The sequence below is a fragment of the Halomonas sp. QHL1 genome (assembly GCF_001882345.1).
In the GTDB taxonomy this organism is placed as follows: Bacteria; Pseudomonadota; Gammaproteobacteria; order Pseudomonadales; family Halomonadaceae; genus Vreelandella.
Genome location: NZ_MINL01000001.1, coordinates 3375454 through 3391042, shown reverse-complemented (window position 1 = coordinate 3391042; position 15589 = coordinate 3375454). Strand labels below are relative to the sequence as shown.

Here is a 15589-nt window from a genome sequence, read left to right as displayed (position 1 = left end):
ATCAATTTAGCTAGACGTTGGGCTCACTCAATAATACTCACATCGTCGGCCTGCAAACCACGCTCATTTTTAATCACGTGATAACGCACAATTTGGCCTTCTGCCAACATACGCGGACCACGGCCACGAATGGCACGGAAGTGAACAAACACATCTTCGCCATTATCGCGGGTAATAAAACCGTAGCCTTTGTTGGTATTAAACCACTTCACTTCACCCTCTTCACGGCCATCGTTAGGGTCGATGATATCTTCATCCTCATCATCGTCCAACGGAGCGGCTGCTTGGGGCTGGCGCGGTGCTGGCTTGGAGTGAGCCACCACAATCGAGGGCGCAAAAGCGGCAGACGCTAATGTGCCAATACACAGAACAATAAAACTACCTATAGCAACGGCAATATAGACCCCGCCACTGTCTGCCAACACCTCCATTAACTGTTCAGCGAGGGCACTATTGGTTAAATGAACAATCCCCGCCAACAAAAGTGGCGTGGGGGCGGCAAGTAATACACTGATTAAGAAACAGCGAAACACAACTTTTGGGTTCATAGAAAAAAAAAGCTCTCTTGTTGTATGGGTAACAGACGAAGGACAATACCCGTACTATCAGGCCCATTCCCAATAGCACCGGCATACTACTACATAAGGCTGCAATGTTATCATGACCCACGAATTATCGCCTGTTGACCTAGTTCAACGTCTTGAATCTTTAGAGAGCCGCTTAGCCCATCAAGAGCACTGGCTGGATACCCTGGATCAAGCAGTGGTACAACAGGAGCGGCGCCTGGAGAAACTGGAGCAGCTCAGCGGGCTAATGCGTGAACGTCTGCGCGAGCAGCACCAGGCACTTCAGGCAAGCGACCCTCAGGGCGGCCAGCGCCCCGAGGATGAACTTCCGCCGCACTACTGAACTAGCGACAGCTCCCGATGCGGCTTATTAATTAGCCGCCGGCAGCTAGCTTTCAAAAGCTTAGCTGCCAACAACGCTCGCAGGGTCCCTACTTTCCAGCCCAAAGGCATCCGCTACGGCCTGGTAGGTGACCTGGCCCGCGTGCACGTTCAGTCCCGGCAGGAAGTGCGGGTCGTCACGCAGCGCCTGCTGCCAGCCCTTATCAGCCAGGGCGAGCACAAAGGGCAGCGTGGCGTTGGTCAACCCCTGGGTAGACGTACGTGCTACCGCGCCGGGCATATTGGCCACACAGTAGTGCACCACCCCATCGACTATGTAGGTCGGCTCGGCATGGGTGGTGGGCCTACTGGTTTCAAAACAGCCGCCCTGATCGATCGCAACATCGACCAGTACGCTGCCAGGCTTCATATCAGCCAGCATGCTGCGCGTTATCAATTTTGGCGCAGCGGCACCGGGTACCAGCACCGCGCCAATGATCATATCCGACTCACGGGTAGCCGTTTCCAGCGCGTCTGCGGTGGAATAAACCGTTTTGATGCGGCCCTGATAACGGTCATCCAGTACTTCAAGCCGTGCTAACGACTTATCCAGAATGGTCACCTCCGCGCCTAACCCCAGCGCCATGCGTGCAGCGTTTTCGCCCACTACGCCACCGCCAATCACGGTTACCTTACCCGGCGCTACACCGGGTACACCGGGCAGCAGCACGCCTGCACCGCCCTGGGCCTTCTCAAGGCTATGAGCACCCGCTTGTACCGCCATTCGTCCCGCCACGGTGCTCATAGGCGCCAGCAGCGGCAGGCCACCGCGGGCATCGGTAATGGTTTCGTAGGCGATACAGGTGGCACCGCTCTCCATCAGACCGCGGGTAAGGGGCTCTTCGGCGGCAAGATGTAGATAGGTGAACAGCGTATGCTGCGGGGTGAGTCGCGTCACCTCGTCCGGCTGCGGTTCTTTCACCTTGAGGATCAGCTCGGCGTTACGCCACAAAGTATCCACAACCGCTTCTATTTGTGCGCCGGCGGCTTGGAAATCAGCATCGCTAAAGCCTGCACCTTCACCAGCTCCGGCCTGAACGCTCACCTGATGGCCGCGTCCGGTTAATTCCCGTGCGCCGGTAGGTGTTAAAGCCACGCGATATTCGTGATTTTTGATCTCTTTGGGGACGGCGATTTTCATTGGATTTTTCCTGTGCTTTTAAAGGTCAGTCGTGTTGTTAAGCAAATTACAGCACAGCTAACGTTGACCACCACCCCAGGAACGCAAAACAAAAAAAACGCCGGTTAAGGCGTTTTTTAGGAGAAAAATCTAGCGATTACCGATTCTGCACGAAAAAATCCACTTTGTTCGCCGTCACTCCACAACAACCGCGCCGCCGTAAATGCGTCGATACTCCTCGGGCAGGCGTTTGGGCCGACCCGAAGTAAGCGCCACACAGGCAAAGCGCGTGCGGGCATAAAGCAGTGTTTTCGCATCGCTGACGCGTACTAGCTGAAAACGTCTCGTTAGACTGAAGCGCTCATCGCAATCGACAATCCAGGTAGCAAGCTGTAGCTCGTCGCCTGCAAAGCCAGGCGCGAGGTAATCCAGCTCGTGGCGGTGAACCACCATTGCCCGGTCAAGCTCTCGGTAGCGCTCGAGAGAGAGGCCGAGCGCGACCGAGTGCGCCCAGCTAATCTGCTCAACCCAGCGCAGGTATTCGCTGTTGTTGACGTGTTGATAAGCATCGATCGCCTCATCAGCCACGCGGATATCGATCACAAAAGGATCGGGTAGCGCCCACTCCATCGGCTAACTCCTGTGCACCTTGACTCCCCTGTACGCTGGCTTCTCTGGATCCTGTCCACATGAACTAGTCGCGGAACACTCGCACACCTAGCGCCTTCAGGTAAGACGTTTCAGGGATAGCTGGATGCACCGGATGATCAGGCCCTTGATGGCCTTGGAAAATCACCTGCCCGTGACGATCCTGATGGCGAACCGCACCACGCACTACGTCCATTAAACGCTCAGGTGCCAGATGCATTGAGCAAGAGGCTGACAGCAGCAGACCATCACGACCCAACAGTCGCATGGCTTCGCGGTTCAAGCGGGCATAGGCGCGCTCGCCGTTAGGGATATCCTTGCGCTTTTTGATAAACGCCGGCGGGTCAATAATGACCACGTCAAACTCCTCGCCCTCTGCCTTCAACGCTGCTAGCGCTTCAAACGCGTCTCCCTCACTAACCGCTACCTTATCCTGTACCCCATTGAGCTCGGCATTTCGCGCAACTTGGTCTAGCGCTGGGCCTGAAGAGTCCAGGCACATCACCTCTTTCGCGCCGTGAACAGCCGCCTGAACGCCCCAACCACCTACGTAGCTGAATACGTCCAGCATGCGCTTACCTTCCACCTGGCGATTGACCCATTCGCGATTAACGCGGTGATCAAAGAACCAGCCGGTTTTCTGACCGTTCAGAACAGGCACGACAAAACGAGTGCCGTTCTCTTCCAACACCACTTCGTCAGGCAGCGTGCCTTTAATGACTTCAACGTGGGCCTCAAGACCTTCCTGACGACGGCCACCGGTGTCGTTACGGAAAACGATCACTTCCGGTTTGATGACTTTTTCCAGCGCATCGACAATTTCATCCGCCAGCGCCTGCATACCCGCGGTATTGAGCTGCACGACGAGGACATCACCAAAACGATCGATCACCAAGCCTGGCAACAGGTCGCCTTCGCCGTGAATCAAGCGGTAGAACGGCTGCGCATAAAGGCGCTGACGCAGCGACAGCGCTTGATTAAAGCGGTGCACAAACAGCGAGCGATCCAAGCGCATTTCAGGGTCACGCGACATCACTCTGGCAGCAATTAACGAATGCGGGTTTACATAGGCGACAGCCATCACTTTACCATTGGAGGCTTCTACCAGTGCGGTTTCGCCTGCCGCAAAGTTTTTCAGCGGCGTCTCTTTGATATCCACCTCATTGGAGTAAATCCAGAGGTGGCCCGCTTTCAGGCGGCGGTCAGCATTTTTATTCAGGCGCAGGCGTTGGGTCACAGCAATCTCCAAAAATTTTGTCTTAAGAACCTGTGTCTTAAAAACTCAGACAAGGCAAAAAGATGAGGCAAAGCGATACTTAAATAAGACAGTAGCACTTATAAGTAGGCATTAGCGCTGGCAACCGGGGCAAAAAACGCTGGCTCGCTGACCTAGCGTAATGCGGCGAAGCTCCGTGCCACAGCGCAAGCAGGGCTGGCCGTGGCGGCCATAAACATTCAGGCGCTGGGCGAAGTAACCGGGCTCGCCCTGGCCACTGACAAAATCCCGCAGCGTGGTGCCGCCCTGGGTAATCGCCGCCGCCAGCACCTCTTTCACGGCCAGAGCCAAAGCGTCGTAGCGAGCACGGGAAACTCTCCCCGCCGCACGGCGCGGATCAATACCGGCCATAAATAGCGCTTCTGCCGCGTAGATATTCCCGGCACCGACAACCACCTGGTTATCCATCAGAAACGGCTTTACCGCCACGCGCTTGTTACGCGAGAGCGCATAGAGCCATTTGCCGTTAAATGCATCAGACAGCGGCTCTGGGCCCAGGTGAGCAAGCCGTTTATCCTGCGCTGCGTCTGCGGCCTGCCAATCCACAAAGCCAAACCGTCGGGGATCGTGATAGCGCAGCACATAGCCGCTGGCAGTCACTACGTCCACGTGGTCATGCTTTTTGGGCAAATCCCCCACCCGGGCAATCCGTAGACTGCCCGACATACCCAAGTGCCATAGCAGCGTCGCGCTAGCGTCACCCTCAAGCGCGCCACCCGCCTGAATAGGAATCTGCAGGTATTTTGCCCGCCGCATCAACACCCCAATGCGCGCGCCCACCAACCGCTCAGCCAGGTCATCGGGCACGGGCACACGCAGCCGCGGCTGACGCACCAGCACTTCGGTGACTTCCTGACCTTCAATATAGGGAGCAATCCCGCGTCGGGTGGTTTCAACTTCAGGAAGTTCGGGCATATTGAGACATCGTACCGGCCTGTAGTGACAGCCTAGTGAAGGTGGTTTAGCAAAGCATGCGATACACGAAAGACATGCATGCAAAAACCCGGCTTGAGGCCGGGTTTTTGAACAGGCGCTCGCCTGCAGTGGAAGCCGATCAACATCGCAAAAGCGATTACTTGATCTTGGCTTCCTTGTAGATCACGTGCTTACGGATGACCGGGTCGAATTTTTTGAATTCGAATTTATCCGGAGTGTTCCGCTTGTTCTTATCAGTGGTGTAGAAGTGACCTGTACCGGCACTAGACACCAGCTTGATTTTATCGCGCATGGTTTAATCCTTCCAAAATGCTTGGTCCGAAACGCTGGCTTAGATAGCGTCGCCGCGCTTACGAATATCAACCAACACTGCGTCGATACCGTTTTTATCAATAATGCGCATTCCTTTAGTAGAAACGCGCAGCTTGACGAAGCGGTTTTCAGACTCAACCCAAAAACGATGGGTATGCAGGTTCGGCAAGAAACGACGACGTGTCTTACGCATTGAGTGTGAAACGTTATTTCCAGTTACCGGACGCTTGCCGGTAACCTGACATACTTTGGACATTAGAGCCTCCAACTGCTTGGCCAGGATATAATAACCTGAGTGTTCAAAACTGTCGGGCAAACCGGAGCAGGGAAGGTGTCGACGCCGTTAACCGCCAAGCTTTATCCAAATCCGTTATTCAACCCAAGTTTAAAGGTGGCACTTTATACCAGAGCACCCGACTTACAGCAAGCAAAACCCACAAAAAAGGCTGAAAAAGCACTTTTTTGCTCATTCTACTTAGTCAACATTGCATGGAGCACTGCATACTGACGCTGCTTATAGCCAGCCGCGCTCGGCAAAAGAGATCACTTCTCCGTCCCCCACCACGAAATGATCCAGCACGCGCAAGTCAAAAAGTGCCAGCGCGTCTTTTAGGCGTTCCGTGATACGTCGATCAGCATCGCTTGGCTCTGCCACACCAGAAGGGTGGTTATGCGCCAGGATAACAGCGCCAGCGCTAAGCTCTAACGCGCGCTTGGCAACTTCGCGGGGGTAAACAGATGCGCTGTCTAGGGTACCGCGAAACAGCGATTCATAGCGAATAATTCGGTGCTGGGTATCCAAAAAAAGTACCGCAAACTCTTCATGCCCTAAATGACGCAGCTGCGAACTCAGATAGTGGCGTACCAATGCAGGCGATGTCAGCGCATTGCCTCGCGCCAACTGGCTGGCTAAATGGCGGCGCGATAGCTCAAGCGTCGCCTGGAGCTGTGCGTACTTGGCGCTACCTAACCCACGAGCAGTGCAGAAGCTTTCTTGATCGGCCTCAAGCAGTTGACGCAAACCACCGAAACTAGTGAGTAAATCACGCGCTAAATCGACCGCCGAGCGCCCCTGCACGCCAACACGCAAAAAAATTGCCAGCAACTCAGCGTCTGAAAGCGCCTGTGCTCCAGTATTTAATAGCTTTTCCCGGGGCCGCTCACCTTCCGGCCAGTGATTGATTCCCATCGCACCTCACCCGCGCTGCCCATCTTTGTCGCTTAAAGCCAGCCTCAACGCACTTAGCTTTACAGCAATAAGCTCATTAAACCTAGCTTAACCTTGTTTGTGCTCAATATGCCAAATTGTTGGTGCCAATGGTATGGTAAGCCTCCTTACGAACGCGGATATGGATCACTGACCATGGCCTCTGCTGTTAACTCGACAAGCGCTTCGACGCTCGCAGGCAAACGCATACTGCTCGGCGTCAGTGCGGGTATCGCAGCTTACAAAAGCGCGCTGATTGTGCGCCTGCTCAAGCAGGTCGGCTGCGAGGTGCGCGTGGTGATGACCGACGGAGCCCAAGCCTTTATTACCCCACTCACGCTACAAGCGCTCTCCGGTGAGCCTGTGCGCACCTCGTTACTCGATCCCGAGGCCGAGGCGGGCATGGGTCATATTGAGCTGGCCCGCTGGGCGGATGTCGTACTGATCGCTCCGGCGACTGCGGACCTTATCGCTCGCTTGGTGCACGGTATGGCCGACGACCTGCTCACCACGCTCTGCCTGGCCTCTGAAGCGCCCAAACTAATTGCCCCGGCGATGAACCAGGCGATGTGGCGCCACCCTGCCACCCAGCGCAACGTAGTGCAGCTGGAGCATGACGGCTGGCAGCCCATAGGCCCCGCCGCCGGTGATCAAGCCTGTGGCGATGTGGGGCCAGGCCGCATGAGCGAGCCTGAAGAGATTTTTGGCGCGGTAACGGCGCTGTTTGCAGCGCCTCTCACCACAGCACCTTACTCACATGCACCGCATATTGTGATTACCGCTGGCCCCACCCGGGAGCCGCTGGATCCCGTACGCTACCTCTCCAATCACAGCTCGGGAAAAATGGGCTTTGCCCTGGCCACAGCCGCGGTAGCTGAAGGCGCCAGGGTGACGCTGATCAGCGGGCCGATTAACCTACCCACCCCCCAGGGCGTGACGAGGATTGACGTTGAGTCAGCCGAGCAGATGCACACTGAAGCTCAGCGGCTAGCGCCCCAGGCGGCGCTGTTTATCGGCTGCGCGGCCGTCGCGGACTATCGCGCGGCGTCCCCTGCCGAGCATAAGCTCAAAAAGCAGGACGATAGCGACACACTCACCCTGACGCTGGTTAAAAATCCCGATATTATCGCCAGCGTCGCGGCACTACCCGCCAAACAGCGCCCGCTGGTGATCGGCTTTGCCGCCGAAACCCAGGAGGTTGAGCGCTACGCACGGGATAAATTACAGCGCAAAGGACTGGATATGATCGTCGCCAACGACGTCTCCCAGGCGGGTTTGGGCTTTGGCAGCGACCAGAACGCCGCCTGGTTACTCTGGCGCACCCCTAAAGGCGTCGAGAGCCGTTCAGAAGCAGCGCAGCCTAAGACCCAGCTGGCCACCACCATTATCCGTCAAGCGCTCGCCCTGCTACCCACAACAGCCCCTACGAAAACATCTGGAGAGTCTCAATGAGTGCCCGCCCCCGCCTACAGTGCAAAGTATTAGATGAGCGTTTGCACGACTACCTCCCTGCCTACGCGACAGCGGGCTCGGCGGGAATGGATCTGCGCGCCCTGTTGGATGAGCCGTTAATATTAGCACCCGGCGATTGTCAGCTCGTACGCACCGGCATTGCCATCTATATTGAAGATCCGGGTTTGGCGGGCATGATCCTGCCACGCTCAGGTTTGGGGCATAAACATGGCATCGTACTGGGCAATTTAGTGGGTTTAATCGACTCAGATTACCAGGGCGAACTAATGATTTCGGTCTGGAACCGTGGTCAAAGTACGTTTACGCTAAACCCTTTCGATCGACTGGCCCAGTACGTGCTTGTGCCTGTCGTGCAAGCCGAACTCTCCTTGGTGGACGCTTTTGAAGACTCGTCCCGGGGCAGCGGCGGATTTGGTAGTACGGGCAGTCAGTAGCGAATAGTCACGCCTGCTTAGGAAGCCTTTTTAAGGAAACGTCTGTTTAGCTGGGAAGCCCTATGAACGCACACTCTGTACCCGCTTCGATTTTTCGCGCCTACGATATTCGCGGTATCGTTGACGACACGCTCACTGAAGAGACGGTCGAAATGATCGGGCGTGCTGTCGGCTCCGAAGCGGCCGCGCGGGGCGAATCCAGCGTGGTCGTTGCTCGCGACGGTCGCCTTTCAGGCGCTCGGCTTCAAGCAGCGTTGATGCGGGGCCTGAACGCCGCAGGGCGCGACGTGATAGACATCGGCATGGTGCCCACCCCGGCGCTCTACTTCGCCACCCATGTACTGGATGGCACCCAATCGGGTGTGATGGTTACCGGTAGCCATAACCCGCCTGACTATAACGGCTTTAAAATTGTGCTTAACGGCGAAACGCTCTCCGGCGACGCGATTACCGGCCTTTTCGAACGTATCCAGTCCGGTAACTTAGACAGTGGTCATGGCAGTATCACCCAACAGGATGTTCGTGAACGCTATTTAACGCGCATCTTAGGCGACGTTAAGATCAATCGACCGATAAAAGCCGTGGTCGACTGCGGCAACGGCGTTGCCGGGGAACTCGGCCCACAGCTGCTGGCACGATTAGGTATCGAGACTATCCCGCTGTTTGCGGAGATTGACGGCAATTTTCCCAATCACCACCCTGATCCGGGCAAGCCGGAAAATGTCCAGGATCTGATCCGCAAAGTACGCGAAACCGGGGCCGACATTGGCCTTGCCTTCGATGGTGATGGCGACCGCCTGGGCGTTGTCACACCTTCAGGCAAGCTGATTTATCCCGACCACCTGCTCATGGTGTTTGCCACCGATATGCTCGCGCGCCAACCTGGGGCCAAGGTTATTTTCGATATTAAGTGCACCGGCAACCTGGTCAGAGTCATCAGCGAGGCCGGCGGCGAACCGGAAATGTGGCGTACCGGACACTCGATGATCAAGGCGCGCATGCAGGAAACCGGCGCTCAGCTTGGCGGAGAGATGAGCGGGCACATTTTTTTCAAAGAGCGTTGGTATGGCTTTGACGACGGCCTCTATGCCGCCGCTCGGCTGGTGGAGATTTTCGCCAACCAAGCCGACGACGCCGATACGTTTTTTGCCCACTTCCCCCAAGACGTGGCTACGCCGGAAATTAATATTGCGGTTACCGACGATAACAAATTTTCTCTGGTGGATAAGCTTGCTCGCGAGGGCGACTTCGGCGAAGGTATCAAAACAACTTTGGACGGTATCCGCGTTGACTACCAGGATGGCTGGGGGCTGTGTCGCGCTTCCAACACCACGCCTGCACTGGTCATGCGCTTTGAAGGCAAAGACGAGGCCGCGCTAGCACGCATCAAAGCAGTTTTTAACGACGCGCTATTGCGCGTCGCGCCAGACATTGAGCTACCCGACTAGACAGATAGCTTTTCAAATAGCTCTTAATTAGTTAGGCGCTGAAGGGATCGCGACCACCTAGAAAGCGCGACCCTCACCACTCAATCAGCATAAACGTTAGCAGCATAATAAACGTTCGCAAGGGACAACCTCATGAGTTCAGCCAGTCGCGACCCCCAGGTCGTTGTGGAGGTGCTTTCCGAAGCCCTCCCGTATATTCAGCAGTTCTCCGGCAAAACCGTGGTGGTCAAATACGGCGGTAACGCCATGACCGAGAGCACCCTGATTGACTCCTTTGCCCGCGATATCGTGTTAATGAAGGAAGTCGGTATCAACCCGGTAGTGGTACACGGCGGCGGGCCGCAGATCGGAGACCTGCTCAAAAAGCTCAACATTGAGTCGCGCTTCGTCAACGGCATGCGCGTTACCGACTCGCAAACCATGGACGTCGTTGAGATGGTGCTGGGTGGCTTGGTCAACAAAAGCATCGTCAACCTGATCAATCAAAGCGGCGGCAAAGCGATCGGCTTGACCGGTAAAGATGGCTCACAAATACGCGCCCGCCAGCTCAAGGTTGAGCACCAAAGCCCCGAAATGACCGCCCCTGAAATCATCGATATTGGCCATGTAGGCGAAGTGGAGTCAATCTCAACCGAGCTTATCGAGATGTTGGCGGCGCGTGATTTTATTCCGGTGATTGCGCCGATTGGCGTCGACGACGCAGGCCACAGCTACAATATCAATGCTGACCTGGTCGCGGGCAAGATCGCCGAAGCGCTCAATGCAGAAAAGCTGATGCTGCTCACCAATGTCGCCGGCTTAATGAACACCGAAGGCGAAGTACTCACCGGTTTAAGTACCGCTCAAGTGGATGATTTGATCGCCGATGGCACGATTTATGGAGGTATGCTGCCCAAAATCCGCTGCGCGCTGGAGGCAGTAAAGGGCGGCGTGAACAGCTCACACATTATTGATGGCCGTGTCCCCCACGCGGTGTTGCTGGAAATTTTCACCAACGCTGGGGTAGGTACTCAAATCAAGGACGCGAGCTAACCGCGACGGAGGCCACATTATGAGCGAAGATCAAAAACCTCGCCGCCGCGAGCAGATTCTCCAAGCCCTGGCATTGATGCTCGAGGAAGATAGCGGCAAGCGCATTACCACAGCCGCCCTCGCCCGTCAGGTCGGCGTTTCAGAAGCGGCGCTCTACCGCCACTTCCCCAGCAAAGCGCGTATGTTTGAGGGGCTGATCGACTTTATTGAAGAGAGTATTTTTGCCCGCATCACGCGTATTTTAGAAGACGTTCCTGATGCCACCACCCGCTGCGGCACAATCCTCGCACTGCTGCTGGGCTTCGCTGAAAAAAATCCTGGACTGGCGCGGGTAATGGGCGGCGACGTGCTTACTGGCGAAACCGCCCGGCTACGTCAGCGGGTTAATCAGCTGTTTGAACGCCTGGAAATGCAGCTTAAGCAGATCCTGCGTGAAGCCGAGCTGCGCGAAGGCCTGCGCCCCACGATTCCCGCCTCTGCTGCTGCCAATTTACTGGCGGCCCAGGCGGAGGGGCGAATTTCACAGTATGTGCGTAGCGACTTTAAGCGCCTGCCCACCGAACACTGGGAAGATCAGTGGTCATTACTTTCTGCGCAATTACTGCGCGCTGCGGTGCAGCCCGCTTAGCCTAGCGTGTAGGTGGCACAAAAAACCGGCTCCCTTTTAAAGGGGCCGGTTTTTTGGTGCTAAAAAAGCGACAACCGATTTGGCAATGCTGTTTAAGCCACCATCGCCTCGCCCATTTTCTGACGTAGCTTTTTCATGGCATTCTTTTCAAGCTGGCGGATTCGCTCTGCACTGACGCCATACACATCGGCCAGATCATGCAGCGTCTCTTTGCTATCGGCCAACCAGCGGCGCTGGAGAATATCTCGCGAGCGCTCATCAAGCCCTTCGAGTGCAAGCTGTAAACGGCGGGTCGAGTCTTCCTCGAAGTTGCTATCTTCCAACTGCGTTGCAGGGTCGGAAGCGGCATCGTCTAAGAAGTGAATCGGCGCTTGATAGGTGCTCTCTTCATCATCGCCTGCCGGGGCATCATAGCCTGCATCGTAAGACGACAAGCGCCCTTCCATATCGCGAACGATCTCAGGCTTTACGTCGAGATCCTTGGCAATGGCGGCCACTTCGTCGTTGTTCAACCACGCCAAGCGCTTCTTCGCACTGCGCAGGTTAAAGAAAAGCTTACGCTGGGCTTTGGTCGTGGCGATTTTAACGATCCGCCAGTTGCGCAGTACAAATTCGTGAATTTCCGCTTTTATCCAGTGCACGGCAAAAGAGACCAGACGAACGCCCTGGTTCGGGTCGAAGCGCTTGACGGCTTTCATCAAGCCAACGTTACCTTCTTGAATTAAATCCGCTTGAGGCAACCCATAGCCCGAATAGCTACGCGCGATATGCACCACAAAGCGCAAATGCGACAGTACCAAACGGCGAGCGGCTTCCAAATCGCCTTCATCATAAAGGCGATAAGCGAGTTCGCGTTCTTCATCGGCAGTTAATACCGAAATTCCATTGACCGCGCGGATGTAACCGCCCAGATCGCCGCCGGGCGAAAGCTGCCCCACCGGTAGAAGACTAGTGCTCATGTGCAGGTGGTCTCCCCTGTAACCCATCGTGGTTGACGTAGCACGTTATCAATAACCTATTACCAAACCGTGATACTAATAATTCAGTCATACAAAGTCTGCATACTAAGACCTTAACGCAAAAATAAAGTTCGCACGTTAAGCATTTCAGCAGTATCGCATTAGCTGCCTAGAATCTATCAATCATCTTGGCCGAATGCTTGAGAGATGACGTGTAACCGCCAGCCAGGCACCCAACCAGCCTAGTAGTGTACTGCAAGATAGCAGAATTGTAGAGCCTGTCACGTCGAGTTGGGGTAAAGAGAAACTCGCCCCGTAACTGGCCGCCAGAGCGGCTACCGGCAGAGAAAGCCAGTGATTGCCCAGACCTAACAAAGCCAGCGCCAACAGCCCACCGCCAAAACCGTACCAAGCGCCGCTATACAGAAAAGGCCGCCTAACAAAGGCATGCGTAGCACCAATGAGCATCACAACTTCAATTTCCCTGCGGCGACTCTCCACCGAGAGGCGAATGGTATTACCGACCACCAGCAGCACGCCTAAACCAAACAGCGCACCCAGCGCCAGCGCCACACGTCGGCCTAGTTCCGCCAAGTTTCGCAGCCGCTCCACCCAGGCTAGATCAAGGCGCACCTCATCAACCCCAGAGAGCGCTTCCAGGCGGGCGGCCAATTGCTGCATGGCAACCGGATCAACACTTTCTGGGCGTACCACCATGCTGATAGGCAGCGGGTTACTCTCCAGCCCTGCCAAGGCATCATCAAGCCCCAGCGACTGCTGGAACTCCGCCATCCCCTGCTCGGCGCTGATCAACTGTGTTTCGAGAACGTCCGGCTCCGCGTTGACTGCCTCTTCGATACGCAGCGACTGGGCATCATCGGCACTCAACTCCAGGTAAACCGTTAGGGTGGCGCTCTCATCAAGCTCTGCATCCAGCAACCGAGCACTGTCCAGGGTTAGCCATAGCGCCGCAGGCAGTACCAGCGCAATAGCGATCGCCAGCATGGTCAGGAGATTACCCAGCGGGTAGCGCACTAAGCGCTGAAAGCTATCCCACGCCATGCTGCGGTGATGGCGCCCCCATGCCCGTAGGCGACTGGAAAAACGCGTCTGCTGCGATCTGGCGCCCCGCTGTGGCGCTTGGGTTTTCTCAACTGCTGGTTTAACAGCGGCTTTGCGCGGAGTCCTTAATGCCGCCCCCTGACGGCGCTTGGGCGTCGCGGATGACTTCATACCGCCCCCTCATCGGCGACCAGCCTGCCGTCACTTAAGCGCAGGATGCGGTGGCGCAATCGGGCAATCAGGGCCAAATCGTGGCTGGCGATCATCACCGTGGTGCCAATCCGATTAAAATCCTCAAACAGCGCCATGATATCCGCCGAGAGCTGGGGATCCAGGTTACCCGTCGGTTCATCGGCAAGCAGTAGCGCGGGCTTATTAACCACCGCCCGGGCGATGCCTACCCGCTGCTGCTCGCCGCCGGAGAGTTCTATGGGTAATGCCTTTTCACGATGCAGCAGCCCCACTTTATCTAACGCGGCACGTACTCGGCGGGCGGCTTCCCGAGGTTCAACCCCTTGAATCTCCAGAGGTAGAGAGACATTGTGAAAAATGCTGCGATCAAAGAGCAACTGATGATCCTGGAAGACCACGCCAATTTGGCGCCGATAGAACGGCACTTGGCTGGCATGCAGCTGGGCGATATCGTGCCCTGCTACGACGACGCGCCCACGGCTAGGTTTCTCTAGACGCATCACTAAGCGTAGTAGCGAGCTTTTCCCTGCCCCGGAGTGGCCGGTAAGAAACACCATTTCGCCCCGGGCAACCCGAAAGTTAAGGTGCGCCAGCGCTTCAAAGCGTCCGCCGTAGCGTTTTCCCACATGCTCAAAGGCGATCATGCGCTGGCATCATCCCCTTGGCGGTCAAACAGCGCTTGGACAAAATCATTGGCCTCGAAGGGGCGCAGATCGTCGATGCCCTCCCCTACGCCAATAAAGCGAATCGGCGTTTCCAGCTGTTTGGCCAGCGCGAAAATAATCCCGCCTTTGGCGGTGCCGTCCAGTTTGGTTAGCGTGATCCCGCTGACCGGCACGGCGTCGTTAAAGGTGCTGGCCTGGGAAATTGCGTTTTGGCCAGTTCCCGCATCCAGCACCAGCATTACTTCGTGAGGCGCCGTATCATCGAGCTTCTGCATCACACGGTGGACTTTTTTCAACTCTTCCATCAGATGGCTTTTGTTAGGTAGCCGTCCGGCGGTATCGGCGATCAGTACATCAACCCCTCGCGCAGTAGCGGCCGCTACCGCATCGTAAATCACCGAGGCGCTATCCGCGCCGGTGTGCTGGGCGATCACCGGCACCTTGTTGCGCTCGCCCCACACTTTGAGCTGTTCGACAGCGGCAGCACGGAAGGTGTCACCGGCCGCCAACATAACGCTTTTGCCTTCGCGCTGAAAACGCTGGGTGAGCTTACCAATGGTGGTGGTTTTACCCACGCCGTTAACGCCCACCACTAAAATAACAAACGGCCCCTTGCCCGCCTTCTCAAGCACAAGCGGTTTGGCGACCGGCGCCAGCATAGTGGACAACTCTTCTTGCAGGCCACGGTAAAGCGCTTCGGGGTTGTTCAACTCTTTGCGCGAAACGCGCGCTTCCAGGCGACCAATAATCTCGGTCGTCGCTTCAATGCCCACGTCGGCCATTAACAGCTGCGTTTCCAGATCTTCCAGCAGCTCGTCATCGATCTGTTTTTTACCTAGAAACAGATCAGCGATGCCATCGGTTAAGTTGGCACGGGTTTTTCCCAAGCCTGACTTGATACGCGCAAACCAGCCTTTCTGGTCACTTTTGGTGGCCACCGGTTTCTCTTGCAAGGCGGGCGGCGGGGATGTCTCGCGGGCGGGCGCTGGCTCTGGCTCTGGCTCTGGCTCTGGCTCTGGCTCTGGCTCTGGCTCTGGCTCTGGCTCTGGCTCTGGCTCTGGCAAAGTTTCCGGCGCCTTTGAGGTCTCTTCAACAGCTTCAGTGGAAGTGTCGGGCGTCGCAGTGTTCAGCTCATCGGCTTGTTCTTGAGGCTGATCTTTTAAAAGCTGCTCTTCATCTGGCGCCTGCTGCGGATCATTATGAGCCTGTTGCGGATCTTGCTTATTCTTACGTTTAAAAAAACCAAACAT

The 15589-nt window shown here is 56.1% G+C and carries 18 protein-coding genes; 6 read left to right on the top strand and 12 right to left on the bottom strand.

What is annotated here, in order from left to right; genetic code table 11:
- Positions 1 to 23: 23 nt before the first annotated feature.
- Positions 24 to 548, bottom strand: coding sequence for a cold-shock protein (locus QHL1GM_RS19835; protein ID WP_071695273.1), 525 nt, complete (start codon positions 546 to 548; stop codon positions 24 to 26).
- A gap of 112 nt (positions 549 to 660) precedes the next feature.
- Here QHL1GM_RS19835 and QHL1GM_RS15560 point away from each other — a divergent pair, with 112 nt between their 5' ends.
- Positions 661 to 909 carry a SlyX family protein gene (locus QHL1GM_RS15560; RefSeq protein ID WP_071695272.1) on the top strand — a complete coding sequence of 83 codons (249 nt, stop codon included), beginning with the start codon at positions 661 to 663 and terminating at the stop codon, positions 907 to 909.
- Positions 910 to 969: 60 nt separating this feature from the next.
- On the opposite strand, the gene ald is transcribed toward QHL1GM_RS15560, so the two are convergent.
- The 7 genes from ald to radC all read right to left on the bottom strand — a co-directional run bounded on the left by ald (position 970) and on the right by radC (position 6428).
- Positions 970 to 2088, bottom strand: a complete 1119-nt coding sequence (gene ald, locus QHL1GM_RS15555; RefSeq protein ID WP_071695271.1) for an alanine dehydrogenase — start codon at positions 2086 to 2088, stop codon at positions 970 to 972.
- 174 nt (positions 2089 to 2262) lie between these two features.
- Entirely contained in the window at positions 2263 to 2697 is a 435-nt protein-coding gene (locus QHL1GM_RS15550; RefSeq protein ID WP_071695270.1) for a thioesterase family protein, read from the bottom strand.
- A 64-nt stretch (positions 2698 to 2761) separates the two neighbouring features.
- Entirely contained in the window at positions 2762 to 3952 is a 1191-nt protein-coding gene (locus tag QHL1GM_RS15545; protein ID WP_071695269.1) for a class I SAM-dependent rRNA methyltransferase, read from the bottom strand.
- A gap of 111 nt (positions 3953 to 4063) precedes the next feature.
- Complete coding sequence (gene mutM, locus QHL1GM_RS15540; protein WP_071695268.1) at positions 4064 to 4906, bottom strand: bifunctional DNA-formamidopyrimidine glycosylase/DNA-(apurinic or apyrimidinic site) lyase; 843 nt, start codon at positions 4904 to 4906, stop codon at positions 4064 to 4066.
- Positions 4907 to 5063: 157 nt separating this feature from the next.
- A complete protein-coding gene (rpmG, locus tag QHL1GM_RS15535) occupies positions 5064 to 5219 on the bottom strand; it encodes a 50S ribosomal protein L33 (protein WP_022520204.1) in 156 nt (51 codons plus the stop codon).
- Between the two features lie 39 nt (positions 5220 to 5258).
- A complete protein-coding gene (rpmB, locus tag QHL1GM_RS15530; RefSeq protein WP_008959893.1) occupies positions 5259 to 5495 on the bottom strand; it encodes a 50S ribosomal protein L28 in 237 nt (78 codons plus the stop codon).
- A 258-nt stretch (positions 5496 to 5753) separates the two neighbouring features.
- The gene (gene radC / locus QHL1GM_RS15525; RefSeq protein ID WP_071695267.1) at positions 5754 to 6428 is read right to left on the bottom strand and encodes a DNA repair protein RadC; all 675 of its coding nucleotides are present in this window, start codon (positions 6426 to 6428) and stop codon (positions 5754 to 5756) included.
- 174 nt (positions 6429 to 6602) lie between these two features.
- Between radC and coaBC the strand changes: the two genes are divergently transcribed.
- The 5 genes from coaBC (at position 6603) to slmA (ending at position 11461) form a co-directional block, all read left to right on the top strand.
- Entirely contained in the window at positions 6603 to 7898 is a 1296-nt protein-coding gene (gene coaBC, locus QHL1GM_RS15520) for a bifunctional phosphopantothenoylcysteine decarboxylase/phosphopantothenate--cysteine ligase CoaBC (protein WP_071695266.1), read from the top strand.
- A complete protein-coding gene (dut, locus tag QHL1GM_RS15515) occupies positions 7895 to 8353 on the top strand; it encodes a dUTP diphosphatase (protein ID WP_071695265.1) in 459 nt (152 codons plus the stop codon). Before coaBC ends, dut begins: the two co-directional genes overlap by 4 nt.
- Positions 8354 to 8415: 62 nt before the next feature.
- Complete coding sequence (locus QHL1GM_RS15510) at positions 8416 to 9801, top strand: phosphomannomutase/phosphoglucomutase (protein ID WP_071695264.1); 1386 nt, start codon at positions 8416 to 8418, stop codon at positions 9799 to 9801.
- Positions 9802 to 9933: 132 nt separating this feature from the next.
- Positions 9934 to 10833 (top strand): acetylglutamate kinase, encoded by a 900-nt coding sequence (gene argB / locus QHL1GM_RS15505; protein WP_071695263.1) that lies wholly within the window; start codon positions 9934 to 9936, stop codon positions 10831 to 10833.
- Positions 10834 to 10852: 19 nt separating this feature from the next.
- Positions 10853 to 11461: a nucleoid occlusion factor SlmA gene (slmA, locus tag QHL1GM_RS15500; protein WP_071695262.1), complete on the top strand. Its 609-nt coding sequence runs from the start codon at positions 10853 to 10855 to the stop codon at positions 11459 to 11461.
- 92 nt (positions 11462 to 11553) lie between these two features.
- Here the strand turns inward: slmA and rpoH are convergent, their stop codons facing one another.
- The 4 genes from rpoH to ftsY all read right to left on the bottom strand — a co-directional run bounded on the left by rpoH (position 11554) and on the right by ftsY (position 15589).
- On the bottom strand, positions 11554 to 12420 hold the full coding sequence (gene rpoH, locus QHL1GM_RS15495) for an RNA polymerase sigma factor RpoH (RefSeq protein ID WP_071695261.1): 867 nt from the start codon (positions 12418 to 12420) through the stop codon (positions 11554 to 11556).
- A 183-nt stretch (positions 12421 to 12603) separates the two neighbouring features.
- Complete coding sequence (ftsX, locus tag QHL1GM_RS15490; RefSeq protein WP_071695260.1) at positions 12604 to 13653, bottom strand: permease-like cell division protein FtsX; 1050 nt, start codon at positions 13651 to 13653, stop codon at positions 12604 to 12606.
- Positions 13650 to 14318: a cell division ATP-binding protein FtsE gene (gene ftsE / locus QHL1GM_RS15485; RefSeq protein WP_071695259.1), complete on the bottom strand. Its 669-nt coding sequence runs from the start codon at positions 14316 to 14318 to the stop codon at positions 13650 to 13652. The genes ftsX and ftsE overlap by 4 nt, the downstream gene beginning before the upstream one ends.
- Positions 14315 to 15589 carry a signal recognition particle-docking protein FtsY gene (gene ftsY, locus QHL1GM_RS15480; RefSeq protein WP_071695258.1) on the bottom strand — a complete coding sequence of 425 codons (1275 nt, stop codon included), beginning with the start codon at positions 15587 to 15589 and terminating at the stop codon, positions 14315 to 14317. Before ftsY ends, ftsE begins: the two co-directional genes overlap by 4 nt.

Excerpts from the sequence above, each read along its gene's own strand:
- QHL1GM_RS15560 (WP_071695272.1), top strand. The coding sequence starts at position 661 with ATGACCCACGAATTATCGCCTGTTGACCTAGTTCAACGTCTTGAATCT.
- slmA (WP_071695262.1), top strand. The coding sequence starts at position 10,853 with ATGAGCGAAGATCAAAAACCTCGCCGCCGCGAGCAGATTCTCCAAGCC.
- rpmB (WP_008959893.1), bottom strand. The coding sequence starts at position 5,495 with ATGTCCAAAGTATGTCAGGTTACCGGCAAGCGTCCGGTAACTGGAAAT.
- QHL1GM_RS15510 (WP_071695264.1), top strand. The coding sequence starts at position 8,416 with ATGAACGCACACTCTGTACCCGCTTCGATTTTTCGCGCCTACGATATT.
- rpoH (WP_071695261.1), bottom strand. The coding sequence starts at position 12,420 with ATGAGCACTAGTCTTCTACCGGTGGGGCAGCTTTCGCCCGGCGGCGAT.
- dut (WP_071695265.1), top strand. The coding sequence starts at position 7,895 with ATGAGTGCCCGCCCCCGCCTACAGTGCAAAGTATTAGATGAGCGTTTG.
- QHL1GM_RS19835 (WP_071695273.1), bottom strand. The coding sequence starts at position 548 with ATGAACCCAAAAGTTGTGTTTCGCTGTTTCTTAATCAGTGTATTACTT.
- ftsX (WP_071695260.1), bottom strand. The coding sequence starts at position 13,653 with ATGAAGTCATCCGCGACGCCCAAGCGCCGTCAGGGGGCGGCATTAAGG.
- ftsY (WP_071695258.1), bottom strand. The coding sequence starts at position 15,589 with ATGTTTGGTTTTTTTAAACGTAAGAATAAGCAAGATCCGCAACAGGCT.
- ald (WP_071695271.1), bottom strand. The coding sequence starts at position 2,088 with ATGAAAATCGCCGTCCCCAAAGAGATCAAAAATCACGAATATCGCGTG.
- coaBC (WP_071695266.1), top strand. The coding sequence starts at position 6,603 with ATGGCCTCTGCTGTTAACTCGACAAGCGCTTCGACGCTCGCAGGCAAA.
- ftsE (WP_071695259.1), bottom strand. The coding sequence starts at position 14,318 with ATGATCGCCTTTGAGCATGTGGGAAAACGCTACGGCGGACGCTTTGAA.
- radC (WP_071695267.1), bottom strand. The coding sequence starts at position 6,428 with ATGGGAATCAATCACTGGCCGGAAGGTGAGCGGCCCCGGGAAAAGCTA.
- argB (WP_071695263.1), top strand. The coding sequence starts at position 9,934 with ATGAGTTCAGCCAGTCGCGACCCCCAGGTCGTTGTGGAGGTGCTTTCC.
- rpmG (WP_022520204.1), bottom strand. The coding sequence starts at position 5,219 with ATGCGCGATAAAATCAAGCTGGTGTCTAGTGCCGGTACAGGTCACTTC.
- mutM (WP_071695268.1), bottom strand. The coding sequence starts at position 4,906 with ATGCCCGAACTTCCTGAAGTTGAAACCACCCGACGCGGGATTGCTCCC.
- QHL1GM_RS15550 (WP_071695270.1), bottom strand. The coding sequence starts at position 2,697 with ATGGAGTGGGCGCTACCCGATCCTTTTGTGATCGATATCCGCGTGGCT.